This is a genomic window from Pseudomonas sp. HB05 (assembly GCF_016756915.1).
Lineage (GTDB): Bacteria > Pseudomonadota > Gammaproteobacteria > Pseudomonadales > Pseudomonadaceae > Aquipseudomonas > Aquipseudomonas alvandae.
Genome location: NZ_JAESPG010000042.1, coordinates 14,997 through 41,745 on the forward strand (window position 1 = coordinate 14,997; position 26,749 = coordinate 41,745).

General features: G+C 60.5%; 23 protein-coding genes. 12 read left to right on the forward strand and 11 right to left on the reverse strand.

The annotated features are described in order from the left end of the window. Nucleotides 1-14 precede the first annotated feature (14 nt). The 5 genes from JMN22_RS24940 to sdhC form a co-directional block, all read right to left on the reverse strand. A complete protein-coding gene (locus JMN22_RS24940; protein ID WP_198798353.1) occupies nucleotides 15-2,846 on the reverse strand; it encodes a 2-oxoglutarate dehydrogenase E1 component in 2,832 nt (943 codons plus the stop codon). Nucleotides 2,847-3,108: 262 nt separating this feature from the next. Beyond that, a complete protein-coding gene (locus JMN22_RS24945) occupies nucleotides 3,109-3,813 on the reverse strand; it encodes a succinate dehydrogenase iron-sulfur subunit (protein ID WP_039594133.1) in 705 nt (234 codons plus the stop codon). Nucleotides 3,814-3,824: 11 nt separating this feature from the next. Beyond that, nucleotides 3,825-5,597, reverse strand: coding sequence for a succinate dehydrogenase flavoprotein subunit (gene sdhA, locus JMN22_RS24950; protein ID WP_030138328.1), 1,773 nt, complete (start codon nucleotides 5,595-5,597; stop codon nucleotides 3,825-3,827). A gap of 3 nt (nucleotides 5,598-5,600) precedes the next feature. Next, entirely contained in the window at nucleotides 5,601-5,969 is a 369-nt protein-coding gene (gene sdhD, locus JMN22_RS24955) for a succinate dehydrogenase, hydrophobic membrane anchor protein (protein WP_030138327.1), read from the reverse strand. After that, nucleotides 5,963-6,337 carry a succinate dehydrogenase, cytochrome b556 subunit gene (gene sdhC, locus JMN22_RS24960; protein WP_003179220.1) on the reverse strand — a complete coding sequence of 125 codons (375 nt, stop codon included), beginning with the start codon at nucleotides 6,335-6,337 and terminating at the stop codon, nucleotides 5,963-5,965. Before sdhC ends, sdhD begins: the two co-directional genes overlap by 7 nt. Before the next feature lie 365 nt (nucleotides 6,338-6,702). Here sdhC and gltA point away from each other — a divergent pair, with 365 nt between their 5' ends. Continuing rightward, entirely contained in the window at nucleotides 6,703-7,992 is a 1,290-nt protein-coding gene (gene gltA / locus JMN22_RS24965) for a citrate synthase (RefSeq protein WP_003172803.1), read from the forward strand. Nucleotides 7,993-8,294: 302 nt separating this feature from the next. Here gltA and JMN22_RS24970 read toward each other — a convergent pair whose 3' ends face one another. The 3 genes from JMN22_RS24970 to JMN22_RS24980 form a co-directional block, all read right to left on the reverse strand. Next, the gene (locus tag JMN22_RS24970) at nucleotides 8,295-9,953 is read right to left on the reverse strand and encodes a cation acetate symporter (protein ID WP_030138325.1); all 1,659 of its coding nucleotides are present in this window, start codon (nucleotides 9,951-9,953) and stop codon (nucleotides 8,295-8,297) included. Next, nucleotides 9,950-10,261, reverse strand: a complete 312-nt coding sequence (locus JMN22_RS24975) for a DUF485 domain-containing protein (RefSeq protein ID WP_030138324.1) — start codon at nucleotides 10,259-10,261, stop codon at nucleotides 9,950-9,952. The genes JMN22_RS24970 and JMN22_RS24975 overlap by 4 nt, the downstream gene beginning before the upstream one ends. A 316-nt stretch (nucleotides 10,262-10,577) precedes the next feature. After that, complete coding sequence (locus JMN22_RS24980; RefSeq protein WP_030142304.1) at nucleotides 10,578-11,432, reverse strand: glycine betaine ABC transporter substrate-binding protein; 855 nt, start codon at nucleotides 11,430-11,432, stop codon at nucleotides 10,578-10,580. A 427-nt stretch (nucleotides 11,433-11,859) separates the two neighbouring features. Between JMN22_RS24980 and JMN22_RS24985 the strand changes: the two genes are divergently transcribed. Both JMN22_RS24985 and JMN22_RS24990 read left to right on the forward strand, forming a co-directional pair. Next, a complete protein-coding gene (locus JMN22_RS24985; protein ID WP_030142305.1) occupies nucleotides 11,860-13,158 on the forward strand; it encodes a serine/threonine protein kinase in 1,299 nt (432 codons plus the stop codon). Then, a complete protein-coding gene (locus JMN22_RS24990; protein WP_030142306.1) occupies nucleotides 13,151-13,939 on the forward strand; it encodes an MlaA family lipoprotein in 789 nt (262 codons plus the stop codon). The genes JMN22_RS24985 and JMN22_RS24990 overlap by 8 nt, the downstream gene beginning before the upstream one ends. Before the next feature lie 139 nt (nucleotides 13,940-14,078). On the opposite strand, the gene JMN22_RS24995 is transcribed toward JMN22_RS24990, so the two are convergent. After that, on the reverse strand, nucleotides 14,079-14,993 hold the full coding sequence (locus JMN22_RS24995; RefSeq protein WP_198798354.1) for a DUF808 domain-containing protein: 915 nt from the start codon (nucleotides 14,991-14,993) through the stop codon (nucleotides 14,079-14,081). Between the two features lie 131 nt (nucleotides 14,994-15,124). Here JMN22_RS24995 and JMN22_RS25000 point away from each other — a divergent pair, with 131 nt between their 5' ends. Then, nucleotides 15,125-15,733, forward strand: coding sequence for a TetR/AcrR family transcriptional regulator (locus JMN22_RS25000; protein WP_198798355.1), 609 nt, complete (start codon nucleotides 15,125-15,127; stop codon nucleotides 15,731-15,733). Between the two features lie 180 nt (nucleotides 15,734-15,913). On the opposite strand, the gene JMN22_RS25005 is transcribed toward JMN22_RS25000, so the two are convergent. Beyond that, on the reverse strand, nucleotides 15,914-16,372 hold the full coding sequence (locus JMN22_RS25005) for an REP-associated tyrosine transposase (protein WP_030142309.1): 459 nt from the start codon (nucleotides 16,370-16,372) through the stop codon (nucleotides 15,914-15,916). 235 nt (nucleotides 16,373-16,607) lie between these two features. Then, nucleotides 16,608-17,048, reverse strand: coding sequence for a GlcG/HbpS family heme-binding protein (locus JMN22_RS25010; RefSeq protein WP_198798356.1), 441 nt, complete (start codon nucleotides 17,046-17,048; stop codon nucleotides 16,608-16,610). Between the two features lie 268 nt (nucleotides 17,049-17,316). On the opposite strand from JMN22_RS25010, the gene gcl reads away from it, so the two are divergent. The 8 genes from gcl to JMN22_RS25050 all read left to right on the forward strand — a co-directional run bounded on the left by gcl (nucleotide 17,317) and on the right by JMN22_RS25050 (nucleotide 26,745). Next, nucleotides 17,317-19,092, forward strand: coding sequence for a glyoxylate carboligase (gene gcl, locus JMN22_RS25015; RefSeq protein ID WP_198798357.1), 1,776 nt, complete (start codon nucleotides 17,317-17,319; stop codon nucleotides 19,090-19,092). 138 nt (nucleotides 19,093-19,230) lie between these two features. Beyond that, the gene (hyi, locus tag JMN22_RS25020; RefSeq protein WP_198798358.1) at nucleotides 19,231-20,013 is read left to right on the forward strand and encodes a hydroxypyruvate isomerase; all 783 of its coding nucleotides are present in this window, start codon (nucleotides 19,231-19,233) and stop codon (nucleotides 20,011-20,013) included. 42 nt (nucleotides 20,014-20,055) lie between these two features. Continuing rightward, complete coding sequence (locus JMN22_RS25025) at nucleotides 20,056-20,946, forward strand: 2-hydroxy-3-oxopropionate reductase (RefSeq protein WP_198798359.1); 891 nt, start codon at nucleotides 20,056-20,058, stop codon at nucleotides 20,944-20,946. A 149-nt stretch (nucleotides 20,947-21,095) separates the two neighbouring features. Next, a complete protein-coding gene (locus tag JMN22_RS25030) occupies nucleotides 21,096-22,376 on the forward strand; it encodes a glycerate kinase type-2 family protein (RefSeq protein WP_030142314.1) in 1,281 nt (426 codons plus the stop codon). Further along, on the forward strand, nucleotides 22,366-23,781 hold the full coding sequence (gene pyk, locus JMN22_RS25035; RefSeq protein ID WP_198798310.1) for a pyruvate kinase: 1,416 nt from the start codon (nucleotides 22,366-22,368) through the stop codon (nucleotides 23,779-23,781). Before JMN22_RS25030 ends, pyk begins: the two co-directional genes overlap by 11 nt. Before the next feature lie 124 nt (nucleotides 23,782-23,905). Then, nucleotides 23,906-24,808, forward strand: coding sequence for an urea transporter (locus JMN22_RS25040; protein WP_198798311.1), 903 nt, complete (start codon nucleotides 23,906-23,908; stop codon nucleotides 24,806-24,808). 21 nt (nucleotides 24,809-24,829) lie between these two features. Continuing rightward, nucleotides 24,830-25,654 (forward strand): ion transporter, encoded by an 825-nt coding sequence (locus JMN22_RS25045; protein WP_198798312.1) that lies wholly within the window; start codon nucleotides 24,830-24,832, stop codon nucleotides 25,652-25,654. Between the two features lie 92 nt (nucleotides 25,655-25,746). Beyond that, entirely contained in the window at nucleotides 25,747-26,745 is a 999-nt protein-coding gene (locus tag JMN22_RS25050) for a sulfate ABC transporter substrate-binding protein (protein WP_198798313.1), read from the forward strand. Nucleotides 26,746-26,749: the final 4 nt, after the last annotated feature.

A 26,749-nucleotide genomic window follows, 5' to 3' on the forward strand; every position in this document is an offset into this window, starting at 1 on the left:
TCAGCGCGAAGGCGTTAAACGGTGAAAGCATCTTGCAGCAGTTTTTCCTGCTGCTCGGCGTGCATCGACGCATAACCACACGCAGGTGCAGCGGAAGCATCACGGCCGGCATATTCCAGGCCCAGGGCCTTGTTATGGTTGCCGATGCTGCGACGCAGGTGATGCTGGCTGCTGTACCACGCGCCTTGGTTCATCGGTTCTTCCTGACACCACACCACGTGGGTGAGGTTGGTGTAAGGCGCGATGGCCTCCATCAGGTCCTCTTCCGGGAACGGATAAAGCTGCTCGATACGCACGATGGCGATGTCTTCGCGGCCTTCGGCACGACGTTTTTCCAGCAAGTCGTAGTAGACCTTGCCGCTGCACAGGATCAGGCGAGTCACTTTCGCCGCTTCCAGGGTGTCGATTTCCGAAATGACGGTCTGGAACGAGCCTTCGGCCAGGTCTTCGAGCGTGGAGATTGCCAGTTTGTGACGCAGCAGCGACTTCGGTGTCAGCACGATCAGCGGCTTGCGCAGCGGACGGATGACCTGGCGACGCAGCAGGTGGTAGATCTGCGCCGGGGTGGTCGGTACGCAAACCTGGACGTTGTGCTCGGCGCACAGCTGCAGGTAGCGTTCCAGACGTGCCGACGAGTGCTCCGGACCCTGCCCTTCATAACCGTGTGGCAACAGCATGGTCAGACCGCAGAGACGGCCCCACTTGTGCTCGCCGCTGGTGATGAACTGGTCGACAACCACCTGGGCACCGTTGGCGAAGTCGCCGAACTGGGCTTCCCAGATCACCAGCGCATTCGGCTCGGTGGTGGAATAACCATATTCGAACGCCAGGACGGCTTCCTCGGACAGCAGCGAATCGTACAGGTCGAAACGTGGCTGGCCTTTGTACAGGTGTTGCAGCGGGATGTAGGTGCTGGCGTCTTTCTGGTTGTGCAGCGCCGCGTGGCGGTGCGAGAAAGTGCCGCGGCCTACGTCCTGGCCGGTGATGCGGATCGGGTGACCTTCGAACGCCAGGGTCGCGTACGCCATGGTTTCGGCGTAACCCCAGTTGATCGGCAGGCCGCCGGCTTGCATCTTCTGACGGTCTTCGTAGATTTTCGCGACCTGGCGCTGGACCACGAAGCCTTCCGGGATTTCCAGCAGCTTGGCGGACAGTTCCTGCAAGGTCTTGAGGTCGAAGCGCGTGTCGTGACGAGCAGTCCAGGCGTGGCCCAGGTATGGACGCCAGTCCACGAACAACTCTTTGTTCGGCTCTTTGACCAGGCTTTTTACAACGTGCAGGCCGTTGTCCAGGGCGTTGCGATATTCATCGACTTTTTCCTGGACGCGCGCGGCATCCAGAACACCGCTCTGGGTCAGGCGATCGGCATACAGCTCACGGGTGGTGCGCTGCTTGGCGATCTGCTGGTACATCAGCGGCTGGGTGCCACTTGGCTCGTCGGCCTCGTTGTGGCCGCGACGACGGTAGCAGACCAGGTCGATGACCACGTCGCGCTTGTACTGCATGCGGTAGTCGATGGCCAACTGGGTCACGAACAGCACGGCTTCCGGGTCATCGCCATTCACATGGAGAATCGGCGCCTGGATCATTTTCGCGACGTCGGTTGCGTACTCGGTGGAACGCGAGTCCAGCGGGTTGCTGATGGTGAAGCCGACCTGGTTGTTGATCACGATGTGCACGGTACCGCCGGTCTTGAAACCGCGGGTCTGCGACATCTGGAAGGTTTCCATGACCACGCCTTGACCGGCGAATGCCGCGTCACCGTGAATGGAGATCGGCAGCACCTTCTCGCCGGTCGGATCGTTGCGACGATCCTGGCGGGCACGGACGGAACCCTCGACCACCGGGGAAACGATTTCCAGGTGGGACGGGTTGAACGCCATGGCCAGGTGGACTTCGCCACCGGTGGTCATCACGTTGGATGAGAAGCCCTGGTGGTACTTCACGTCACCGGAGCCCAGCTCGACCTTCTTCTTGCCTTCGAACTCGTCGAACAGCTCGCGCGGGTTCTTGCCGAAGGTGTTGACCAGTACGTTCAGGCGACCACGGTGGGCCATGCCGATGACGACTTCCTTGGTGCCGTAGGAACCGGAACGCTGGATCAGCTCGTCGAGCATCGGAATCAGGCTTTCGCCGCCTTCCAGGCCGAAACGCTTGGTGCCCGGGTATTTGGTACCCAGGTATTTCTCCAGGCCTTCACCGGCAGTGACGCGCTCGAGCAAGTGGCTCTTGATGTCGGCGGAGTACGTCGGACGGCCACGAACGCTTTCCAGACGCTGCTGGAACCACTGGCGCTGCTCGGAATCGGTGATGTGCGTGAATTCAGCGCCGATGGTGCGGCAATATGTCTGCTGCAACGCTTCGTGAATTTCGCGTAGGCTCGCTTCCTCTTTGCCGATGAACAGGTCGCCGGCACGGAAGGTCGTATCAAGGTCGGCATTGGTCAAGCCGTAATGAGTGATCGACAGGTCTGCAGGTGCAGGACGCTGCCACAGCCCCAGCGGGTCAAGCTGGGCTGCCTGGTGGCCACGCATCCGGTAGGCCTGGATCAGTCGCAGCACTTCAACTTGCTTCTTCTCATGCTCGGAGCTCACGCTGCCGGCAGACACCGGTTGAGCGCGGCGCTGGTTCTTTGCCAGCAGCACGAAATGATCGCGAATCGTCGAGTGCGAAACATCGGTGGCAGAGTTACCGTCAGCCGGCAACTTCTGAAAGTAGGTGCGCCATTCTTCTGGCACAGCGTTAGGGTCGTGCAGGTAGAGCTCGTAGAGCTCTTCCACATAGGCAGCGTTACCACCGGAGAGGTGGGCACTGTTCCACATGCGCTGCATCACGCTTTCTTGCATGCTTGGTCACCCTCGATTAGGGGAACACCACCGGCGAAAACACCGAGCAAACTTGCAGAAGTCCGAGTGCAGCGACTAAAACAAGCCACTTAGGATCACGCTGATAGTCCGGGTACCAGCCCGGATGCCCCTGCTTGTCTCATTTCTTCAAAATAAGAACCGCCGCTTTGTAAGCGGCTGTTCTGGTTATAGCCAGGACGTGGGTTGAAGCCCACGCCCTCGCCTCTACGGGTACAGCGGTTCTACGGGTACAGCAGCTGAATCACACGCCGTTTTGCAGCAGCATGTTACGTACGTGACCGATGGCCTTAGTCGGGTTCAGGCCTTTCGGGCAGACGTTGACGCAGTTCATGATCCCGCGGCAGCGGAATACGCTGAACGGGTCATCCAGTGCGGCCAGACGCTCGGACGTCTTGGTATCACGGCTGTCTGCCAGGAAGCGGTACGCTTGCAGCAGGGCGGCCGGGCCCAGGAACTTGTCCGGGTTCCACCAGAACGATGGGCACGAGGTCGAGCAGCAGGCGCACAGGATGCACTCGTACAGACCGTCGAGCTTTTCACGCTCTTCAGGGGACTGCAGACGCTCGATGGCCGGAGCCGGCGTGTCGTTCTGCAGGAATGGCTTCACCTTCTCGTATTGCTTGTAGAAGATGCTCATATCGACGACCAGGTCACGGATGACCGGCAAACCTGGCAGCGGGCGAACGATCAGCTTGTTGCCCTTGACCACGGCCGACAGCGGCGTGATGCAGGCCAGGCCGTTCTTGCCGTTGATGTTCATGCCGTCGGAGCCGCAAACGCCCTCGCGGCACGAGCGACGATAGGAGAAACCTTCGTCCTGCTCTTTGATCAAGGCCAGCACGTCCAGCACCATCAGGTCTTTACCACCGGTATCGACCTGGAAGTCCTGCATGAACGGCGCGGCGTCCTGATCAGGGTTGTAGCGATAAACACTGACTTGCAACATAGCGGTCACCCTTAATAAGTCCGGACTTTTGGTTCGAAAGTCGGAACAGTCTTCGGCGAGAAGTTCACGGCACGCTTGGCGACGCGTTTTTCACCCGGGAAGTACAAGGTGTGGCACAGCCAGTTTTCGTCGTCACGGTCTTCGAAGTCTTCGCGGGCGTGGGCACCACGGGACTCTTTGCGCACTTCTGCGGCGATGGCGGTGGCTTCGGCCACTTCCAGCAGGTTCTGCAATTCCAGCGCTTCGATACGGGCAGTGTTGAACGCCTGCGACTTATCGTTGATCTTCACGTTGGCGATTCGTTCACGCAATTGTGCGAGCTGGGCAATACCCTTCTGCATGTATTCGCCGGTACGGAACACACCGAAGTAGTTCTGCATGCAGTTTTGCAACTCGCGACGCAGGGTTGCCACGTCTTCGCCTTCGGTACGCTCGTTCAGAGCAGACAGGCGCGCCAGGGCGGTTTCGATGTTGGCGTCGGTGGCATCGTCGTATTCGATACCGTCGGACAGCGCTTTCTCCAGGTGCAGGCCGGCGGCGCGACCGAAGACCACCAGGTCGAGCAGCGAGTTGCCGCCCAGGCGGTTGGCACCGTGGACCGATACGCAAGCCACTTCACCCACCGCGAACAGGCCAGGGATGATTTCGTCCACGCCTTCGGCGTTCTGGGTCATTGCCTGGCCATGAATGTTGGTGGCAACGCCGCCCATCATATAGTGGCAGGTTGGAACCACTGGAACCGGCGCGACAACAGGATCGACGTGAGCGAAGGTCTTGGACAGTTCGCAGATACCTGGCAGGCGGCTGTGCAGCACTTCCTCGCCAAGGTGATCGAGCTTGAGCATCACGTGGTCGCCATTCGGGCCACAGCCGTTGCCGGCGATGATCTCTTTAACCATCGAACGAGCCACGACGTCACGACCAGCAAGGTCCTTGGCGTTCGGCGCATAACGTTCCATGAAACGCTCGCCGTGCTTGTTGATCAGGTAACCGCCTTCACCACGGCAACCTTCGGTGACCAGTACACCGGCGCCGGCGATGCCGGTCGGGTGGAACTGCCACATTTCGATGTCTTGTACCGGCACGCCAGCACGCAGGGCCATGCCAACGCCGTCACCGGTGTTGATCAGGGCATTGGTGGTGGATGCGTAGATACGGCCCGCACCGCCGGTCGCCAGTACGGTGGCCTTGGCGCGGATGTAGGTGGTTTCGCCAGTTTCGATGCAGATCGCGATCACACCGACGAACGCGCCGTCCTGGTTCTTCACCAGGTCAACGGCGTAGTACTCGTTCAGGAACGTGGTACCGGCTTTCAGGTTGCCCTGATAAAGGGTGTGCAGCAGGGCGTGACCGGTACGGTCGGACGCCGCGCAAGTACGCGCAGCCTGGCCGCCCTTGCCGTAGTCCTTGGACTGGCCACCGAACGGACGCTGGTAGATGCGACCTTGCTCGGTACGGGAGAATGGCATGCCCATGTGGTCCAACTCGAACACCGCGGCCGGGCCTTCCTGACACATGTATTCGATAGCGTCCTGGTCACCGATGTAGTCGGAACCCTTGACGGTATCGTACATGTGCCAGCGCCAGTCATCGTTCGGGTCGGCCGAAGCGATGGCGCAGGTGATGCCACCCTGGGCGGAAACCGTGTGCGAACGCGTCGGGAAAACCTTGGTGATCACGGCAGTCTTGTGACCGCCCTGTGCCAGTTGCAGCGCAGCGCGCATGCCGGCACCGCCACCACCAATAATGATGGCGTCGAAAGAAATCGTTGGAATGTTAGCCATGGATCAGATACCCCAGAGAATCTGCACACCCCAGACGAAGTAAGCGAACATCGCAACGCCGCATACCGCCTGGAAAAGGAAACGTACGGCAGTCGCCGACTTGCCGAACGCCATTTGCGTCAGGTAGTCGGTCGCGATGGTCCACATGCCGACCCAGGCGTGAGCGCCCAGTGCGACAAGTGCCAGCAGACTGAAGATACGCATCCAGTTGTTTGCGAACAGTTCATGCCATTGGGCGTAGCCAATGCCAGGGTTTGCCACGACATATCCGATCAGGAAAATGAAGTAAGCCGCGAGAACGACCGCAGACACACGCTGGGCCATCCAGTCGTAGAGGCCCGAACGCGAAAGGTTCGTGACGTTGGTTACCATATCCAGACTCCTGCCAGAACGATCAGCACCGCAGACACGGCGATAATGATTTTCGAGCCCAGCTTGCCGCCTTCCAGCGTCTCACCGATGCCCATGTCCATGATCAAGTGGCGCACACCGGCAACCAAGTGATACAGCAAGGCGGACAGGATGCCCCAAATCACTAGCTTGGCTAGCGGACTGGTCAGACACGCTTTCACCTGACCGAAGCCTTCTTCCGAATCGAGCGACTTGTCCAATGCATAAAGCATGATGGCCAGGCTGACGAAGAGGATGACACCGGAAATACGGTGAAGAATGGACGTGTAAGCAGTGACTGGGAGTTTGATGGTCCTTAGGTCTAGGTTTACAGGTCGTTGGCTTTTCACGGCTTTTTTTTCACACTGAAGAGCCCCTAACAATCAGGGCAAAGTTGTTGGGGCGCGCACTGGTCAGGTACTCACCACCCAGGGAGTGACGACCCCCAAGAAAGCAGGCCCAAAAGCCCCTGGCGGTCGGTGGCCGAGTATAGACAGTTAGGCTACTAATGACAACGCGTTCACCTTCCCCTAATAGCGCATTGCACATATGGCGCAAAAGGCGTAAACGGCAGGCAATTTCGCGGAAAAAGTCCGGTTAAAGCCTTCTGGAGCAAGACTTTAGGCAAATTGACATTCGGATTTATCTCACTATAGTGGTGCGGGCCCTGCGTGGGGGGTCTGTCTGATGATTCCAAGCATTAATAGGAGGCCACATGGCTGACAAAAAAGCGCAGTTGATCATCGAGGGCGCAGCCCCCGTCGAGCTGCCCATTTTAACCGGCACCGTTGGTCCCGATGTAATCGACGTACGGGGCCTGACGGCCACGGGCCGTTTCACCTTTGACCCGGGTTTCATGTCGACCGCCTCGTGCGAATCGAAAATCACCTATATCGACGGCGACAACGGCATCCTGCTGCACCGCGGCTACCCGATCGAGCAACTGGCTGAAAAATCGGACTACCTGGAAACCTGCTACCTGCTGCTCAACGGCGAACTGCCGACCGCAGAGCAGAAGGCCCAGTTCGTCAGCACCGTGAAGAACCACACCATGGTTCACGAACAGTTGAAGACCTTCTTCAACGGCTTCCGTCGCGATGCCCACCCGATGGCCGTCATGTGCGGCGTTGTCGGCGCTCTCTCGGCCTTCTACCACGACTCCCTGGACATCAATAATCCCCAGCATCGCGAAATCTCCGCGATCCGCCTGGTGGCGAAGATGCCGACCCTGGCAGCCATGGTCTACAAGTACTCCATGGGCCAGCCCATGATGTACCCGCGCAACGACCTGACCTATGCAGAGAACTTCCTGCATATGATGTTCAACACCCCGTGCGAGATCAAACCGATCAGCCCGGTGCTCGCCAAGGCCATGGACCGGATCTTCATCCTCCATGCCGACCACGAGCAGAATGCCTCTACCTCCACCGTGCGCCTGGCCGGTTCGTCGGGTGCCAACCCGTTCGCCTGTATCGCCGCCGGTATCGCCGCACTCTGGGGCCCTGCCCACGGCGGTGCGAACGAAGCGGTGCTGACCATGCTCGATGAAATCGGCGATGTCTCGAACATCGACAAGTTCATCGCCAAGGCCAAGGACAAGAACGATCCGTTCAAGCTGATGGGCTTCGGTCACCGGGTCTACAAGAACCGCGACCCGCGCGCCACCGTCATGAAGCAGACCTGCGACGAAGTGCTCAAGGAACTGGGAATCAAGAACGATCCGCAACTCGAACTGGCCATGCGCCTGGAAGAGATCGCCCTGACCGATCCGTACTTCATCGAGCGCTCGCTGTACCCGAACGTCGACTTCTACTCGGGGATCATCCTCAAGGCGATCGGTATTCCAACCAGCATGTTCACCGTGATCTTCGCCCTGGCGCGGACCGTCGGCTGGATCTCCCACTGGAAGGAAATGCTCTCCAGCCCATACAAGATCGGCCGTCCACGCCAGCTGTACACCGGCTACGAGTCGCGCGACATCACCAAGCTGGAAGACCGCAAGTAAGGCTTGCCTTGCGCTAGGTTCCTGACTGCACCGAAACAGCCCCCGCTTCTTATATAAGCGGGGGCTGTTTTGTTTATGCCTCTTTTATCCGATCCAGAAACTGCATTGGCAGAACCGACGCCATCGCGAGCAAGCTCGCTCCCACAGTTGGCCTGTTGTGAAACCCAAACTTGTGCTCACTGGAGATCCCCTGTGGGAGCGAGCTTGCTCGCGATGGCGGCAGGCCTGCCACCCACGAACCCGGCACAAAAAAATACCCCGGCCTCTCGACCGGGGTATTTCTTCAAGCACTTATCGCTGCATTAGTGGTTAACCGCCCCACTCGCCCCAAGGCCAGTCTGCGAACGCACGAACTGCGGGAAGAACAGCGCCCGCTCGTTGGCACCTTCAGCCGACTTGTCAGTGACGGAGAAGAACCAGATGCCGGTAAACGCGATGATCATCGAGAACAGCGCCGGGTATTCATACGGGAAGATAGCCTTCTCGTGACCCAAGATCTGTACCCAAATGGTCGGGCCGAGGATCATCAGGCCCACGGCACTGACCAGGCCCAGCCAGCCGCCGATCATGGCGCCACGGGTGGTCAGCTTCTTCCAGTACATCGAAAGCAGCAGCACCGGGAAGTTGCAGCTCGCCGCGATGGAGAACGCCAGGCCCACCATGAACGCGATGTTCTGCTTCTCGAACAGGATGCCCAGGCCGATCGCCAGCACTGCCAGGGCAATGGTGGTGATCTTCGAGACGCGGATCTCATCCTTCTCGTTGGCCTTGCCTTTCTTGATCACGCTGGCATACAGGTCATGGGACACCGCTGAGGCACCGGCCAGGGTCAGGCCCGCTACCACCGCCAGGATGGTCGCGAACGCCACCGCCGAGATGAAGCCCAGGAAGATGCTGCCGCCCACCGCGTTGGCCAGGTGCACCGCCGCCATGTTGTTGCCGCCCAGCAAGGCACCTGCCGCGTCCTTGAAGGCGGGGTTGGTGCTGACCAGCAGGATCGCGCCAAAGCCGATGATGAAGGTCAGGATGTAGAAATAGCCGATGAAGCCAGTGGCATACAGCACGCTCTTGCGAGCTTCCTTGGCGTCGCTCACGGTGAAGAAGCGCATCAGGATGTGTGGCAGGCCAGCGGTACCGAACATCAGGGCCAAGCCCAGGGAGAAGGCCGAGATCGGATCCTTCACCAGGCCGCCAGGGCTCATGATCGCCTCACCTTTAGGGTGGACCTTGACCGCTTCGGCGAACAGCATGTTGAAGTCGAAGTTGACGTGCTTCATCACCATCAGGGCCATGAACGACGCACCCGACAGCAACAACACAGCCTTGATGATCTGCACCCAAGTGGTGGCCAGCATGCCGCCGAACAGCACATAGAGGCACATCAGGATGCCGACCAGGATGACCGCAACGTGGTAGTCCAGGCCGAACAGCAGTTGGATCAGCTTGCCGGCGCCGACCATTTGCGCGATCAGGTAGAACGCCACCACCACCAATGAGCCGGAGGCGGACAGACTGCGGATCTGGGTTTGCCCGAGGCGATAGGACGCCACGTCGGCAAAGGTGTATTTACCCAGGTTGCGCAGGCGTTCGGCGATCAGGAACAAGATGATCGGCCAGCCTACCAGGAAGCCGATGGAGTAGATCAGGCCGTCATAGCCCGAAGTGAACACCAGCGCGGAAATCCCCAGGAAAGACGCCGCCGACATGTAGTCACCGGCAATTGCCAGGCCGTTCTGGAAGCCAGTGATCTTGCCGCCGGCCGCATAGTAGTCGGACGCCGAGTTGTTTTTCTTCGACGCCCAGTACGTGATGTACAGGGTCGCGCCAACGAAGGCCACGAACATCAGGATAGCGGCAACGTTGAGGGGTTGTTTCTGCACGGCACCGGTCAGCGCTTCAGCCGCCCAGGCGCCCGGTGCAAATGCTGCAATGCTCAGAAGAGCCAGTAGACGCCGGATCATTGCTGAGCCTCCTTGAGAATCGCATTGTTCAGGTCGTCGAACTCGCCGTTGGCACGTCGCACGTAAATGCCCGTCAGGACGAAGGCCGAGAGAATCAGGCCGACCCCGATAGGGATACCCCAAGTGATGGTGGATCCGGGGGACATTTTGGCCCCGAGAATATGCGGCCCGTAGGCGATCAGAAGGATGAAGCCGGAATACAGCCCAAGCATGATCGCCGAGAGAATCCAGGCGAATTTTTCTCGTTTCTTCACCAGCTCCTTGAAGCGCGGGCTGTTTTGAATCGAGAGGTAAATGCTGTCGTTCATTGTTTTTATCCTCGCAGCACAGATTTATTTGGAACAGCTCTACTCTATGCGGCTCGAGGCCAGGTTCCAGACGACCTTAGTATTAGAACGACATGACGGCTTTGCCAGTTTCCCGCAAAAAAACCCAAGCCCCTCCCCTGTGGGAGCGAGCTTGCTCGCGATGGCGGTAGCACAGTCAGTGTAGATGCACGCTGACACACCGCTATCGCGAGCAAGCGCGCTCCCACAGGGGTTTGCGTTGCGCGCAGAATTGCAGGCACAAAAAAACCGCATGACACAACGTCATGCGGCTTTCGAAACAGCCAGACCAGGTCGATTACTTGCCGGTCCACTCCTTCACGCGGTCCGGGTGCTTGGCAACCCAATCCTTGGCAGCCGCTTCCGGCTTGGCACCTTCCTGGATCGCCAGCATGACTTCGCCGATCTCGTCTTTCGACGCCCACTGGAACTTCTTCAGGAACTCGACCACTTCCGGCGCCTTGGCTTCCAGGCCCTTGCTGCCGATGCTGTTCACAGTCTCAGCCGCGCCATAGACACCTTTCGGGTCTTCCAGGAAGCGCAGTTTCCATTTGGCGAACATCCAGTGCGGCACCCAACCGGTGACGGCGATGGATTCCTGTTTTTTCTCGGCACGGGTCAGCTCGGCGATCATGCCGGCGCCGGAACTGGCCTTGAGTTGATAACCGGTCAGGTCGTAATCCTTGATCGCCTGTTCGGTCTTGAGCATCACGCCTGAACCGGCGTCGATGCCGACGATGCGTTTCTTGAAGGAGTCATCGGTCTTCAGGTCTTCGAGCGACTTGGCCTTGACGTACTCCGGCACGATCAAGCCGATTTTCGCATCCTTGAAGTTAGGGCCATAGTCGACGACCTGGTCCTTGTTCTTGGTCCAGTAATCGCCATGGGTCACCGGCAACCAGGCCGATAGCATCGCATCGAGCTTGCCGGTGGCAACGCCCTGCCACATGATTCCGGTCGCGACGGCTTGCAGCTTCACGTCATAGCCGAGTTTCTGCTTGATCACCTCGGCAGCCACGTGGGTAGTCGCGACGCTGTCGGACCAGCCGTCAACGTAGCCAATGCTCAAGGTTTTGGTCTCGGCGCTTGCCAGGGTGGAGCTGATCGCCAGTACCAGTGCGGCACCTGCGCCCAAGATTCGTCGCATCTTCATCGTTACTTCCCCGAAAGTGCTGCGCCCGACGGATGCCGAGCGGCTTCAACGTATTGTTATGGTGCACAGCGCCCCCATCACGCTCGCCTGCAAACCGGTCGGAACGCCAGTGGAGTACTGACCGACTGATCATCAACCTGCGCCGATCTGGAACCTGCTCTGTCTGCGACGCCGAAGCAACGAGAAACGACATCAGAAAGCCAGCAAGCCATTCCCGGCGCCCGAGTCCGTAGATTTCGATCAAATCTTGCATGCACGACCCAGCCAAGCCGCCAGGTCACTAGCCGCCACCACGCCCCAACGTGTATTGTCCCGCTACTATTGCGCCCCATTCGCGCTTGTTTTGCAGCCGTCATGGCACTTGGCTTCGCTGCGGTGGTCATAGGCTGCGAACCTCATTCGGCACCTTCCTCTAAGGGATCCAGTCATGCTCCGTTCCTTGCGCTTCGCTGCCCTACTCGGCGGCCTTATCTTGAGTGCGTCCGCGCTGGCGGCAGATATTGACGCCGCCAGCTATGGCTACCCCTTGACCAACCCATTCGAGGCGACCATCGCCACCACGCCGCCGGACCTGCGTCCGGAGCTGCCGCTGATCGAGGACATCAATCAATCGGACCACAGCCTGACCCTGCGCCCGGAACGCGAATTCATCCTGCCAGACAATTTCTGGCCGGTGAAAAGCCTCACTTACCGCATGGCCACCCAAGACAAACCCGCACCGCTGATCTTCCTGATCGCGGGCACCGGTGCGCGCTACGACAGCACCCTCAACGAGTACCTCAAGCGCCTCTACTACAAGGCCGGATATCACGTGGTGCAGCTGTCTTCGCCCACCAGCTTCGACTTCATGAGCGCCGCCTCGCGCTTCGCCACCCCAGGCATCACCAAGGAAGACGCCGAAGACATGTACCGGGTGATGCAGGCCGTACGCGCGCAGAATCCGAAAGTGCCCGTCACCGAGTACTACCTGACCGGCTACAGCCTCGGCGCACTGGACGCTGCCTTCGTCGCGCACTTGGACGAAACCCGCCGCAGCTTCAACTTCAAGAAAGTCCTGCTGCTGAACCCGCCGGTGAATCTCTACACCTCGATCACCAACCTGGACAAACTGGTCCAGACCGAGGTCAAGGGCATCAACAGCACCACCACCTTTTATGAGCTGGTGCTGAACAAGCTGACCCGCTACTTCCAGCAAAAAGGCTACATCGACCTCAACGATGCCCTGCTCTATGACTTCCAGCAGTCCAAGCAACACTTGAGCAACGAGCAGATGGCGATGCTGATCGGCACCTCGTTCCGCTTCTCGGCGGCCGACATCGCCTTCACGTCGGACCTGATCAACCGTCGCGGCCTGATCATCCCACCCAAGTTCCCGATCACCGAAAGCACCAGCCTGACACCGTTCCTCAAGCGTGCGCTGCAATGCGATTTCGACTGCTACCTCACCGAACAAGTAATCCCGATGTGGCGCGCGCGCACCGACGGCGGCAGCCTGCTGCAATTGGTCGACCAGGTCAGCCTGTACGCGCTGAAGGATTATCTGCAGGGCAGCTCCAAGATTGCAGTCATGCACAACGCCGACGATGTGATCCTGGGCCCGGGTGACCTGGGCTTCCTGCGCAAGACCTTTGGTGATCGCCTGACGGTTTATCCATTGGGCGGCCATTGCGGCAACCTTAACTACCGCGTCAACAGCGACGCCATGCTGGAGTTCTTCCGTGGCTAAATATCTCCTGCTGATCGCCGCGTTAATGAGCGCGGGCATGGTCCACGCCGACAACAGCAAGGCCGACGCGCCCGTAGTGGTGGACTCGGACGGCTTCAAGGAGCCGCTGACCAAACTCAAGTTCAACCCGGGCCTGGACCAACGCGAATTCGAACGTTCGACGCTCAACGCGCTGAACGTCTACGACCCGCTGGAATCCTGGAACCGCCGCGTCTATCACTTCAACTACCGCTTCGACCAATGGGTATTCCTGCCCGTGGTCGATGGCTACCGCTATGTCACCCCGGGCTTCGTGCGCACCGGTGTGAGCAACTTTTTCAACAACCTGGGCGACGTGCCGAACCTGATGAACAGCCTGCTGCAATTCAAGGGCAAGCGTTCGATGGAAACCACCGCTCGGCTGCTGCTCAACACCACCGTCGGCGTCGCCGGCTTGTGGGACCCGGCCACCGCCATGGGCCTGCCGCGCCAGAGCGAAGACTTCGGCCAGACCCTGGGCTTCTATGGCGTACCGGCCGGCGCGTATTTCGTACTGCCGATCTTCGGCCCGTCGAACCTGCGCGACACCTCGGGGCTATTGGTGGACTACACCGCTGAATCGGCGATCAACTTCCTGAACGTCTCCGAAGTCAGCGCCAACCACCCGGAACTGCTGCTCCTGCGCGGCGTGGACAAGCGCTACCAGACCAGCTTCCGCTACGGCCAGCTGAACTCGCCGTTCGAGTATGAAAAGGTGCGCTACGTGTACACCGAGTCGCGCAAGTTGCAGATCGCCGAGTAACGTTCGCCCCCCCCCCCCCAAGAAACCATTGTGGGAGCGAGCTTGCTCGCGATAGCAGTCTGTCAGGCAACATTAATGTTGGATGTCAGACCGTCATTGCGAGCAAGCTCGCTCCCACAGTTGTAATGCGTTGGCAGACTCAGCCTTTCAGCGCTTTCCAGATTTTGCTCACGACGAGCACACTCGCCAACACCACCGCCCCCGCGACAATCCCCGCCACCGCATTGAGCAGCATCGGCACGATGAACCCTGCACCGCCGGCACTCGCCGCGACACCTTCAATCCAATGGTGAACCACCGGAACGCCATGAGTGAGGATGCCGCCGCCGACCAGGAACATGGCCGCCGTACCGATCACCGACAGGCTTTTCATCATGTAGGGCGCCGCGCGCAGGATGGCTCCACCCATGCTTTTGGCGGCCTGCCCTGGCTTCTGGGTCAGCCACAAGCCCAGGTCATCAAGCTTGACGATCCCCGCCACCAAGCCGTACACACCGACGGTCATGACAATGGCGATGCCCGACAGCACGATCACCTGCTGAGTCAGCGGCGCATCGGCGACAGTGCCGAGGGTGATGGCGATGATTTCCGCCGAGAGGATAAAGTCGGTGCGCACCGCGCCCTTGATCTTGTCCTTCTCGAAGGCCACCAGATCGACCGCCGGATCCGCTACCGCCTCGACCAGTTGCGCGTGTTCGGCCTGGTCTTCAGCCTTGCTGTGAAGGAATTTGTGGGCAAGTTTTTCGAACCCTTCGAAACACAGGTAGGCGCCGCCGACCATCAACAACGGCGTCACCAGCCAAGGGACGAACGCGCTGATGGCAAGCGCCGATGGCACCAGGATCAGCTTGTTGATGAACGAGCCCTTGGCGACTGCCCAGACCACTGGCAATTCCCGCTCGGCACGCACGCCCGAGACTTGCTGGGCATTGAGCGCCAGGTCATCACCGAGCACACCGGCGGTTTTCTTGGCGGCCATCTTGGTCATCAACGCCACATCGTCGAGTACCGTGGCAATGTCGTCGATCAGAACCAGCAAACTGCTTCCAGCCATGGAGGGACTCCTTGAACAATAATGCTGCGCAGCATAGCGCGAGCGACGCGTCCTTGGGGCATTCTTGAGCGCCGCGCGAGGCCGGTGCTACCATGCGCCACCGCCAGAATCGGCAAGGAACCCCAGGGTTTATGAGCACTATCCGCGAGCGCAACAAAGAACTGATCCTGCGTGCCGCCAGCGAAGAATTTGCCGACAAGGGCTTCGCCGCGACCAAAACCAGCGACATCGCGGCCAAGGCGGGCTTGCCCAAACCCAACGTCTACTACTACTTCAAGTCGAAGGAAAACCTCTATCGCGAGGTGCTGGAAAGCATCATCGAACCGATTCTCCAGGCCTCCACCCCTTTCAACGCCGACGGCGAGCCGGGCGAAGTGCTGAGCCACTACATCCGTTCCAAGATCCGCATTTCCCGCGACCTGCCCTTCGCCTCGAAAGTCTTCGCCAGCGAAATCATGCACGGCGCCCCGCACCTGAGCGCCGACCTCGTCGAACAGCTCAACGCCCAGGCCCGGCACAACATCGACTGCATCCAGACCTGGATCGACCGCGGCCAGATCGCCCCCATCGACCCCAACCACCTGATGTTCAGCATCTGGGCCGCCACCCAGACCTATGCCGACTTCGACTGGCAGATCAGCGCCGTGACCGGCAAGGCCAAGCTGGATGAGGCGGATTACGAAGCGGCGGCGCAGACGATTATTCGGTTGGTTTTGAAGGGGTGTGAGGTGGATCGCTAGGTTTGGAACCCCATCGCCTTTATCGAAAGCGGTGGGTCAGTTTGTGCATATGCTGAACATGCCGCCGTCTTCGCGAGCAAGCCCGCTCCCACAGGGTCCCCAGTGTTCACTGATCCAATGTTCGCCACGATCCCTTTGTGGGAGCGGGCTTGCTCGCGAAGGCGGCGACTCGATTTCAAGTCAAAGCCAAATGGCATCCCACAGCGGATAGTCGCCAAGTCGCTCTACCAGGCCTGCCCGCAGTGGATTTGCCACAACATAGCGAGCCAGCTTTACCAAGTCCTCTTCCCGCCGTAGCGCTCGATCGTGATATCCCTGCTGCCATAGGCTACCAGCCCTATCAGCCGCCTCGTTGACCCCCTTGGCACTGATGGACTTCACCTGGCACATCAACTGCCCCAACGACCCTCGATGCAGTCGAATCAACCAATGGACATGATCAGGCATGACGACAAAAGCCAGGGAGTCCGCAATCCCCTGCTCATGGACCGCCCTGAACTGATGAATGACGACCCTTCCCAGGCGATAGTCTTTGAAGACTGGTTCGCGCTCCAGAGTATTGGCGGTCAATAAATAGATGCGGTTCTGCTCTGCATAGCGACCGATACGCAGGCGGTGTGAAGCTGAGCGTGCAGGCATTCCGTCGCCCCCCCCCCTTTTTGATGAAGTCTGGAAAGGCTAGCTTCGGTGAATGCCACATCGGAATTAGTCTTTTTGCCGGATGTGTATGGTTGATCGCCTTCGCGAGCAAGCCCGCTCCCACAAGGGACTTGCTGTGTTCATACATGCTGTGTCGAGCACCGAAAACCTGTGGGAGCGGCGGTGCGGTGCGCTCCGACTTGCTCGCGAAGACGCCCGTCAATTCACCGCAAAATCAAACAGCAACCCCAGCATCCGCCCTCAACTGCACCGCCTCCACCGCCCTCACCGCCACCTGCTCATCCACATCCGAAACATCCCCACTCACCCCGATCGCCCCCAGGACCCTGCCCTCCTGATCCCGGATCAATACTCCGCCCGGCGCCGGCACGATGTTGCCTTGCCCCAGACCATTCAAAGCCGCAAAGAACGCCGGGCGCTGTTGGGCGTCCTGGGCGAGCAGGCGGGAGCCCTTGCCCAGGGCGATGGCGCCCCATGCCTTGCCGATGGCGATTTGTGGGCGCAGCAAGCTGGCGCCGTCTTCACGCTGCAAGGCCACCAGGTGCCCGCCGCTGTCCAGGACCGCGACGGTCAAGGGTGCCGCGCTGATTTCGCGACCTGCGGCGAGGGCCTGCCCCGCCAGATTGATGGCAATTTTCAAGGTTAGAACGCTCATGGATGCTGTCCTTCTTTTGTTATGGGAAAGCCTTGGCGGCTTCACTTTCAGAAAAACCGAACGCCACAAATAGAACACAACAATATATATTTTTGTATACAATAATTTACGCAAATCACCTTCAGCGACAAAAGGCCGCAGTAGAATCAGGTTCCCAACGAATTAAACGCGTGCTTGAGGAAAGGGATTGACCTGCGCCATTCGCCATGAATACACTCTGCCGCAAAGCCACTTGTATACAATTACAAAACGTAAGAGGCACAAAATAATGAGCAAAATGAGAGCAATCGAAGCCGCCGTCCTGGTGATGCGCCGTGAAGGCGTGGACACTGCCTTCGGCATCCCGGGTGCTGCGATCAACCCGCTGTACTCCGCCCTGCAAAAAGTTGGCGGCATCGATCATGTCCTCGCTCGGCACGTTGAAGGCGCCTCGCACATGGCCGAGGGCTACACCCGCACCAAGGCCGGCAATATCGGTGTGTGCATCGGTACTTCGGGGCCGGCCGGTACCGATATGGTGACCGGGCTCTACAGCGCTTCTGCCGATTCGATCCCGATCCTGTGCATCACCGGGCAAGCGCCCCGCGCCCGTATGCACAAGGAAGATTTCCAGGCCGTGGACATCACCAGCATCGTCAAGCCAGTGACCAAGTGGGCGACCACCGTCCTGGAACCGGGCCAGGTGCCGTATGCCTTCCAGAAAGCTTTCTACGAAATGCGCTCCGGCCGCCCCGGCCCGGTGCTGATCGACCTGCCGTTCGATGTTCAGATGGCCGAGATTGAATTCGACATCGATGCGTACCAGCCGCTGCCCCTGGCCAAACCCGCGGCCAACCGTGTGCAGATCGAGAAAGCCCTGGCGATGCTCAACCAGGCTGAACGCCCGTTGCTGGTGGCCGGCGGCGGCATCATCAATGCCGATGCCAGCGAACTGCTGGTGGAGTTCGCCGAGCTGACCGGTATCCCGGTCATCCCGACCTTGATGGGCTGGGGCACGATCCCCGACGATCACCCGTTGATGGTCGGCATGGTCGGTCTGCAAACCTCCCACCGCTATGGCAACGCAACGCTGCTTAAATCCGACGTGGTGCTGGGCGTTGGCAACCGTTGGGCCAACCGTCACACCGGTTCGGTGGACGTCTACACCGAAGGCCGCACGTTCATTCACGTGGACATCGAGCCGACGCAAATCGGCCGCGTGTTCACTCCAGACCTGGGCATCGTTTCCGACGCGGCTTCGGCCTTGACCGTGTTCATCGAAGTGGCCCGCGAATGGCAAGCCGCCGGTAAGCTGAAGGACTGCAGCGCCTGGCTCCAGGATTGCCAGCAACGCAAGGCCAGCCTGCAGCGCAAGACCCACTTCGACAACGTGCCGATCAAGCCGCAGCGCGTTTATGAGGAAATGAACCAGGTGTTCGGCAAGGACACCTGCTACGTCAGCACGATCGGCCTGTCGCAGATCGCCGGCGCGCAGTTCCTCCACGTCTACAAGCCACGCCACTGGATCAATTGCGGCCAGGCCGGTCCCCTGGGATGGACCATTCCGGCCGCGCTCGGGGTGGTCAAGGCCGATCCGAACCGCAAGGTCGTCGCGTTGTCGGGCGACTATGATTTCCAGTTCATGATCGAGGAATTGGCGGTGGGCGCGCAGTTCAAGCTGCCGTACATCCATGTCGTGGTGAACAACTCCTACCTGGGCTTGATCCGCCAGGCCCAGCGCGGCTTCGACATGGATTACTGCGTGCAGTTGTCGTTCGACAACCTCAACGCACCGGAGCTCAACGGTTACGGCGTGGACCACATCGCCGTGGCCGAAGGCCTGGGCTGCAAGGCGTTGCGGGTGTTCGAACCGTCCGGCATCCAACCGGCGCTGCGCAAGGCCCAGGAGATGATCGAAGAGTTCAAGGTGCCGGTGATCGTCGAGATCATCCTCGAACGGGTGACCAATATTTCCATGGGCACCGAGATCAACGCCGTCAATGAGTTTGAAGACCTGGCGCTGGTGGGCAACGATGCACCGACCGCCATTTCGTTACTCGACTGACCGACCGGCGTCCCTGTGGGAGCGAGCTTGCTCGCGATGACGGCGCTACATTCAATAGGAATGCAAGCAGGCACACCGCTATCGCGAGCAAGCTCGCTCCCACAAGGGAGACCTGCCAACTATTTACAGGAGACCACCATGCCGCGTTTCGCCGCCAACCTGTCCATGCTGTTCACTGAGCAGGATTTCCTCGCCCGTTTCGAAGCGGCCGCCAAGGCCGGTTTCAGTGGCGTCGAATACCTGTTCCCCTACGACTACAGCTCCGCCGAACTCAAGGCCCTGCTCGACGCCAATGGCCTGACCCAGGTGCTGTTCAACCTGCCGGCCGGCGACTGGGCCAAGGGTGAGCGCGGCATCGCCTGCCTGCCGGATCGGGTCGAAGAATTCCGCGCCGGGGTCGACTTGGCGATTGCCTACGCAAAAGTGCTGGGCAATACCCAGGTCAATTGCCTGGCCGGGATTCGTCCGCAGAAGTGCGACGAGGCTCTGGCGGAAAAAACGTTCGTCGCCAACCTGAAGTACGCCGCCGAAAAGCTGCAAGGCGAAGGCATCAAGCTGGTGATGGAAGCCATCAATACCCGCGACATTCCTGGTTTCTACCTGAACAACACGGCCCAGGCCCTGTCGATCCGCGAGCAGGTGGGCAGCGCCAACCTGTTCCTGCAATACGACATCTATCACATGCAAATCATGGAAGGCGACCTGGCCCGGACCCTGTCGGCGCACCTGGGCGAGATAAACCATGTGCAACTGGCGGACAACCCGGGCCGCAACGAGCCGGGCACGGGCGAGATCAACTACCGCTTCCTGTTCGAACACCTGGACCGCATCGGCTACCAGGGCTGGATCGGCTGCGAATACAAGCCGCTGACCACCACTGAAGCGGGACTGGGCTGGCTGAAAACCCATAACGCGATCTGACCACAAGCGTCCGCGGGCACTTTAATAAGAGAGGATTTTTTCATGGCTAAAATCGGATTCATCGGCACCGGCATCATGGGCCACCCAATGGCACTGAACCTGCAAAAAGCCGGTCACAGCCTGTTCCTGTCCCAGCACCACGACCCGGCCCCGGCCGACCTGCTGGCCGGTGGCGCGGTGGCATTGGCCAATCCGAAGGAAGTGGCCCAGGAAGCCGAGTTCATCATCGTCATGGTCCCGGACACTCCGCAGGTCGAAGACGTGCTGTTCCGCGCCGACGGTGTCGCAGCTGGCGTGGGCAAGGGCAAAGTGGTGATCGACATGAGTTCGATCTCGCCGACCGCCACCAAAACCTTCGCGGCGAAAATCAACGAAAAAGGCGCCCAGTACCTCGACGCCCCGGTGTCCGGCGGTGAAGTCGGTGCCAAGGCCGCGACGCTGAGCATCATGGTCGGTGGCGACAGTGCCGCCTTCGAGCGCGCCTTGCCGCTGTTCCAGGCCATGGGCAAGAACATCACCCTGGTCGGCGGCAACGGCGATGGCCAGACCGCGAAAGTCGCGAATCAAATCATCGTTGCCCTGAACATCCAGGCGGTGGCCGAAGCGCTGCTGTTCGCCGCAAAAAATGGCGCTGACCCGGCGAAGGTTCGTGAAGCACTGATGGGTGGTTTCGCTTCGTCGAAGATTCTCGAAGTCCACGGCGAACGCATGATCAAGGGCACCTTCGACCCGGGCTTCCGCATCAGCCTGCACCAGAAGGACCTGAACCTGGCCCTGCAAGGCGCCAAGGAACTGAACATCAACCTGCCCAACACCGCCAACGCCCAGCAAGTGTTCAGCACGTGCGCGGCCATCGGTGGCAGCAACTGGGATCACTCGGCGTTGATCAAGGGGTTGGAGCACATGGCGAATTTCTCGATCCGCGATAACTGACACACCACACCCCTTGTGGGAGCGGGCTTGCTCGCGAAGGCGATCTTCCTGTCAATGAAGTGTTGACTGACACACCGCCTTCGCGAGCAAGCCCGCTCCCACAGGGGTCTGCGTTGCCCTTCAAATAACAAGAATCCTGGGAGCCCGCCATGTCGGTCGATCCGCAACAACTGCTGCGCGAGCTGTTTGCCACAGCCATCGACGCGGCGCATCCGCAGCACGTCCTCGAACAATACCTGCCCAGCGACCGCAGCGGCCGGGTAATCGTCATCGGTGCCGGCAAGGCGGCGGCCGCGATGGCGCAAGTGGTCGAGCGTTGCTGGCAGGGCGAGGTCAGCGGCCTGGTGGTGACCCGCTACGGCCATGGCGCGCCCTGCCAGAAAATCGAAGTAGTGGAAGCCGCTCACCCGGTGCCGGACGCCGCCGGCCTGGAAGTGGCTGGACGGGTGCTCCAACTCGTCAGCAACCTGAATGAAGACGACCGGGTGATTTTCCTGCTGTCCGGCGGGGGCTCGGCGTTGCTGGCCTTGCCGGCGGCCGGCATTACCCTGGCCGACAAACAATCGATCAACAAAGCCTTGCTCAAATCCGGCGCGACCATCGGCGAGATGAATTGCGTGCGCAAGCATCTCTCGGCGATCAAGGGCGGACGCCTGGGCAAAGCCTGCTGGCCGGCGACGGTCTACACCTATGCGATTTCCGACGTGCCCGGCGACCTGGCCACAGTCATCGCGTCCGGCCCCACCGTGGCCGACCCCAGCACCTCAGCCGAGGCCCTGGCGATTCTCAAGCGCTATGACATTGAGATCCCGGCCACGGTGCGCACCTGGCTGCAAAGCCCGGAATCGGAAACCATCAAGCCCGGCGACCCGAGCCTGGCCCGCAGTCATTTCCAACTGATCGCCCGCCCCCAGCAATCCCTGGAAGCCGCAGCCGTGAAAGCACGCCAGGCCGGTTTCAGCCCGTTGATCCTCGGTGACCTGGAAGGCGAATCCCGGGAAGTGGCGAAGGTCCACGCCGGCATCGCCCGGCAAATCGCCCTGCATGGCCAACCCTTGGCGGCGCCGTGCGTGATCCTGTCTGGCGGCGAAACCACTGTCACCGTGCGCGGCAATGGCCGTGGCGGACGCAACGCCGAATTCCTGCTGAGCCTGACCGACAGCCTCAAGGGCCATCCCGGCATCCACGCGCTGGCCGGCGACACCGATGGCATCGACGGTTCCGAGGACAACGCCGGAGCAATCATGACCCCGGACAGCTATCGCCGCGCCGCCGAGCTGGGCCTGTGCGCCAGCGACGAGTTGGATAACAACAATGGCTACGGCTACTTCGCCGCGCTGGATGCGTTGATCGTCACCGAGCCGACCCGCACCAACGTCAACGACTTTCGCGCCATCCTGATCCTCGAGAACCCGAAAAATGACGCCTGATAAAAAGGTCAAGATCCTCGCGACCCTCGGCCCCGCCACCCGTGGCATCGATGACATCCGCGAACTGGTGCAGGCCGGTGTGAACATCTTTCGCCTGAACTTCAGCCACGGCGACCATGCCGACCACGCCCAGCGCTACCAGTGGATCCGCGAAGTCGAGCAGCAGCTCAATTACCCCTTGGGCATCCTGATGGACTTGCAGGGACCGAAACTGCGGGTGGGCAAATTCGCCGACGGCAAGGTCCTGCTGCAGCGCGGCCAGGCCCTGCGGTTGGACCTGGACCCGACACCCGGCGACCAGCGCCGGGTCAACCTACCCCACCCGGAGATCATCGCGGCGCTGGAGCCGGGCATGGATTTGCTGCTGGACGACGGCAAGCTGCGCTTGCGCGTGACCGCCAGGCACAGCGACGCCATCGACACCGAGGTGCTCAACGGCGGCGAGCTGTCGGACCGCAAGGGCGTGAACGTGCCCCAGGCCGTGCTCGACCTGAGCCCACTCACCGCCAAGGATCGTCGCGACTTGAGCTTCGGCCTGGAGCTTGGCGTGGACTGGGTGGCGCTGTCGTTCGTGCAGCGTCCCGAGGACATCCGCGAAGCCCGCGCGCTGATCGGCGACAAGGCGTTCCTGATGGCCAAGATCGAAAAACCATCGGCCGTCACCCAACTGCGCGAGATCGCTGAACTGAGCGACGCGATCATGGTTGCCCGCGGGGATCTTGGCGTCGAGGTCCCGGCCGAGAGCGTGCCGCAGATCCAGAAGACCATCATCGGCACCTGCCGTGCCCTCGGCAGACCGGTGGTGGTGGCCACGCAGATGCTCGAATCGATGCGCTTCTCCCCGGCGCCAACCCGCGCCGAAGTCACCGACGTCGCCAACGCCGTGGCCGAAGGTGCCGATGCGGTGATGCTGTCGGCGGAAACCGCTTCCGGCGACTACCCCCTCGAAGCCGTGCAGATGATGAGCAAGATCATCCGCCAGGTAGAAAACGGCCCGGACTACCAGGCGCAGTTGGACGTCAGCCGGCCGAAAGCCGAGGCCACGGTGTCGGACGCCATCAGTTGCGCGATCCGCCGGATCAGCAACGTCCTGCCGGTGGCGGTGTTGGTGAACTACAGCGAGTCGGGCAGTTCCAGCCTGCGGGCGGCGCGGGAACGGCCGACGGTACCGATCCTCAACCTGACGCCAAATCTGCAGGCCGCCCGCCGACTGACCGTAGCCTGGGGCGTGCATTCGGTGGTCAATGACCGTTTGAAGCAGGTCGATGAGGTGTGCTCCACGGCGCTGGAAATCGCCCAGGCCCAAGGCATGGCCCAGCGTGGCGACACTTTGCTGATCACCGCGGGCGTGCCGTTCGGGCAGCCGGGGTCGACCAATTCGCTGCGTATCGAGACGTTGATCTAGCGCCTGTACTGACCTCATCGCGAGCAAGCTCGCTCCCACAGGGTTTTGTGAACGCCGCAAACCCAGTGTGGGAGCGAGCTTGCTCGCGATGAAGTCGACCCGGTCCCTCTGACACTCACCTATCATGTCCAACACCCACTGCCCCGACTGGGCCACCGCCCTGCTCAACGGTTTCAGCCAGATTTTCCTCCAGCGCCATCCGCTGTGCGGCTTGCTGTGCCTGTTGGCAATCCTGCTCACCGCGCCAGCCTTGCTCGGCGGTGCGCTGCTGGGCGGCGTGGCGGGATTGCTGACGGCGCAGCGACGCGGTTATGCCAAGGAGCATCGGCAAGCCGGCCTCTTCAGCTATAACGGGATCCTGCTGGGATTGATGTTGAGCCTGAAGCTGCCCTGGTCGCCCTTGTTGCCACCGCTGATCATTGCCGGCGGCGGCATCAGTGCGATGCTGACCCAGCAATGGCTCAAGCGAACCCCTGGCCCTCGCTGCCTGCCCGCCTACACCGCGCCATTCGTGGGGCTGGGTTGGTTGCTGCTGGGTTTCGCCCCGCTCTCCCCACCGCCCGCGTCGGTGGAGATCAGTTTGCCCAATCTGCTGCTCGCCCCTTTGAACGGCCTGGGCCAAGTGGTGTTTCTCGACCACCCACTGGCCGGCGCGCTGATTGCAATCGGCCTGCTGGTCGCCAATCGTCGCGCCGCTGGCTGGGCGCTGTTCGGGTCCATCGTCGGCGTTGCATTCGCCTGGCTGCATCACGACGGCAACCTGGCCCTGTCGGGACTGGGCGGCTACAACCCGGCGTTGGTGGCCCTGGCCCTCGGCCAACACACCCGCAAACCATGGCCGCCACTGACGGGCATTGCTCTGGCAGTCTTTCTCACACCAGGTTTCGCAGCGCTGGGCGTGGCGCCGCTGACGGCACCGTTCATCCTCGCCTGCTGGCTGGTTCAGGCGACTGGGCGGCTCTGGCATCAGGTAATCCTCGATACCGCGCCTTGCACTGCGCAGGGCAATCGCCCTAGGCTTCGCTGATTATTGATTCAGGCGAAAGTCATGGACAGCAGCAACAACTGGCGGGAACGCCTCTACGTCATTATTTTCCAGACCGATACCGTGGCGGGCCGACGCTTCGACAGCACCCTGTTGCTGATCATCCTGGCCAGCCTGGTGATCGTGATGCTCGACAGCATCGACAGCGTTCACAAGAACTACGCGGCCCTGCTGGCTTACATCGAGTGGGGCTTCACCTTCATCTTTCTGGTCGAATACGGCCTGCGCCTGTACTGCTCGCCGAAGCCGCTGCGCTACGCGTTCAGCTTCTACGGATTGGTAGACCTGCTGGCGATCGTGCCGGGCATCCTCGCGCTGTACTACAGCGATGCCCAATACCTGCTGATCGTGCGGATCATCCGTATGTTGCGGATCTTCCGGGTGCTGAAGCTCAGCCCGTACCTCAAGCAGGCCAATTACCTATTGGCCGCGCTACGGGGCAGCAAGCAGAAGATCATTGTGTTCCTGGTCAGCGTATCGACCCTGGTGACGGTGTTTGGCACGCTGATGTATGTCATCGAAGGGCCCGAGCATGGCTTTACCAGCATCCCCAAGGGGATCTATTGGGCTATCGTGACACTCACTACCGTGGGCTTCGGCGACATCGTGCCGAAGACGCCGCTGGGCCAGGTCATTTCTTCCCTGGTGATGATCACCGGCTATTCGATCATCGCCGTACCGACGGGTATCTTCACCGCTGAACTCGCCACGGCCATGCGCGGCGATCAACTCCAGCATGACTGCCCGGTGTGCAGCAAAAACAACCATGAGCACGGTGCGGCTTTCTGCTCCCGTTGTGGCAACGCGCTGTTCAAGAAAATGGAATAAGCAAAGCACTTTTTAGTGCTTGAAGGCTTATAAGCTTATCGCTAGTGTGCTGGCTTATCGCCCGCCCCCTTTCCAATAAAAAGGAATTCGCTGTGAAGAAATTCTTTGGCGCCTCTCTTCTTGCCGCTGGCCTGACCTTCGGCAGCCTGGCCCACGCCGCCCCGACCCTGCTGAACGTTTCCTATGACGTGATGCGCGACTTCTACAAGGATTACAACGCCGCGTTCCAGAAACACTGGCAAGCCGGACACAACGAGAACATCACCGTGCAAATGTCGTTCGGCGGTTCCAGCAAGCAGGCGCGTTCGGTCATCGACGGCCTGCCGGCAGATGTCATTACCATGAACATGGCCACCGACATCAACGCCTTGGCGGACAACGGCAAGCTGGTTCCGGACAACTGGGTCACCCGCCTGCCGAACAACAGCGCGCCGTTCACCTCGGCCACGGTGTTCATCGTGCGCAAGGGCAATCCGAAAGCGCTGAAGGATTGGCCCGACCTGCTCAAGGATGGCGTGCAGGTAATCGTGCCCAACCCGAAAACCTCCGGCAACGGCCGCTACACCTACCTGTCGGCGTGGGGCTATGTGCTCAAGAACGGTGGCGACGAGAACAAGGCCAAGGATTTCGTCGGCAAGCTGTTCAAGCAAGCCCCCGTGCTGGACACCGGTGGCCGCGCAGCGACGACGACCTTCATGACCAACCAGATCGGCGACGTGCTGGTGACCTTTGAAAACGAAGCGGAAATGATCGCCCGCGAGTTTGGCCGCGACCAGTTCGAAGTGGTCTACCCAAGCGTGTCCGCCGAAGCCGAGCCACCGGTGAGCGTTGTGGATAAAGTGGTCGAGAAGAAAGGCTCCCGCGAAGCCGCCGAGGCGTACCTCAAATACCTGTGGTCGCCTGAAGGCCAGGAAATCGCCGCCGCCAACTACCTTCGTCCACGGGACCCGGCGGTGCTGGCCAAGTACACCGACCGTTTCCCGAAAGTTGACTTCCTGTCGGTGGAGAAGACCTTCGGCGACTGGCGCACCGTGCAGAAGACGCACTTCAATGACGGTGGGGTTTTCGACCAGATCTATAGCGGGCAATAAAGGA

Bases quoted from the DNA above. Each gene is read 5' to 3' on its own strand.
- JMN22_RS24940 (WP_198798353.1), bottom strand. From the start codon at position 2,846: ATGCAAGAAAGCGTGATGCAGCGCATGTGGAACAGTGCCCACCTCTCC.
- JMN22_RS24945 (WP_039594133.1), bottom strand. From the start codon at position 3,813: ATGTTGCAAGTCAGTGTTTATCGCTACAACCCTGATCAGGACGCCGCG.
- sdhA (WP_030138328.1), bottom strand. From the start codon at position 5,597: ATGGCTAACATTCCAACGATTTCTTTCGACGCCATCATTATTGGTGGT.
- sdhD (WP_030138327.1), bottom strand. From the start codon at position 5,969: ATGGTAACCAACGTCACGAACCTTTCGCGTTCGGGCCTCTACGACTGG.
- gltA (WP_003172803.1), top strand. From the start codon at position 6,703: ATGGCTGACAAAAAAGCGCAGTTGATCATCGAGGGCGCAGCCCCCGTC.
- JMN22_RS24970 (WP_030138325.1), bottom strand. From the start codon at position 9,953: ATGATCCGGCGTCTACTGGCTCTTCTGAGCATTGCAGCATTTGCACCG.
- JMN22_RS24975 (WP_030138324.1), bottom strand. From the start codon at position 10,261: ATGAACGACAGCATTTACCTCTCGATTCAAAACAGCCCGCGCTTCAAG.
- JMN22_RS24980 (WP_030142304.1), bottom strand. From the start codon at position 11,432: ATGAAGATGCGACGAATCTTGGGCGCAGGTGCCGCACTGGTACTGGCG.
- JMN22_RS24985 (WP_030142305.1), top strand. From the start codon at position 11,860: ATGCTCCGTTCCTTGCGCTTCGCTGCCCTACTCGGCGGCCTTATCTTG.
- JMN22_RS24995 (WP_198798354.1), bottom strand. From the start codon at position 14,993: ATGGCTGGAAGCAGTTTGCTGGTTCTGATCGACGACATTGCCACGGTA.
- JMN22_RS25000 (WP_198798355.1), top strand. From the start codon at position 15,125: ATGAGCACTATCCGCGAGCGCAACAAAGAACTGATCCTGCGTGCCGCC.
- JMN22_RS25005 (WP_030142309.1), bottom strand. From the start codon at position 16,372: ATGCCTGCACGCTCAGCTTCACACCGCCTGCGTATCGGTCGCTATGCA.
- JMN22_RS25010 (WP_198798356.1), bottom strand. From the start codon at position 17,048: ATGAGCGTTCTAACCTTGAAAATTGCCATCAATCTGGCGGGGCAGGCC.
- gcl (WP_198798357.1), top strand. From the start codon at position 17,317: ATGAGCAAAATGAGAGCAATCGAAGCCGCCGTCCTGGTGATGCGCCGT.
- hyi (WP_198798358.1), top strand. From the start codon at position 19,231: ATGCCGCGTTTCGCCGCCAACCTGTCCATGCTGTTCACTGAGCAGGAT.
- JMN22_RS25025 (WP_198798359.1), top strand. From the start codon at position 20,056: ATGGCTAAAATCGGATTCATCGGCACCGGCATCATGGGCCACCCAATG.
- JMN22_RS25030 (WP_030142314.1), top strand. From the start codon at position 21,096: ATGTCGGTCGATCCGCAACAACTGCTGCGCGAGCTGTTTGCCACAGCC.
- pyk (WP_198798310.1), top strand. From the start codon at position 22,366: ATGACGCCTGATAAAAAGGTCAAGATCCTCGCGACCCTCGGCCCCGCC.
- JMN22_RS25040 (WP_198798311.1), top strand. From the start codon at position 23,906: ATGTCCAACACCCACTGCCCCGACTGGGCCACCGCCCTGCTCAACGGT.
- JMN22_RS25045 (WP_198798312.1), top strand. From the start codon at position 24,830: ATGGACAGCAGCAACAACTGGCGGGAACGCCTCTACGTCATTATTTTC.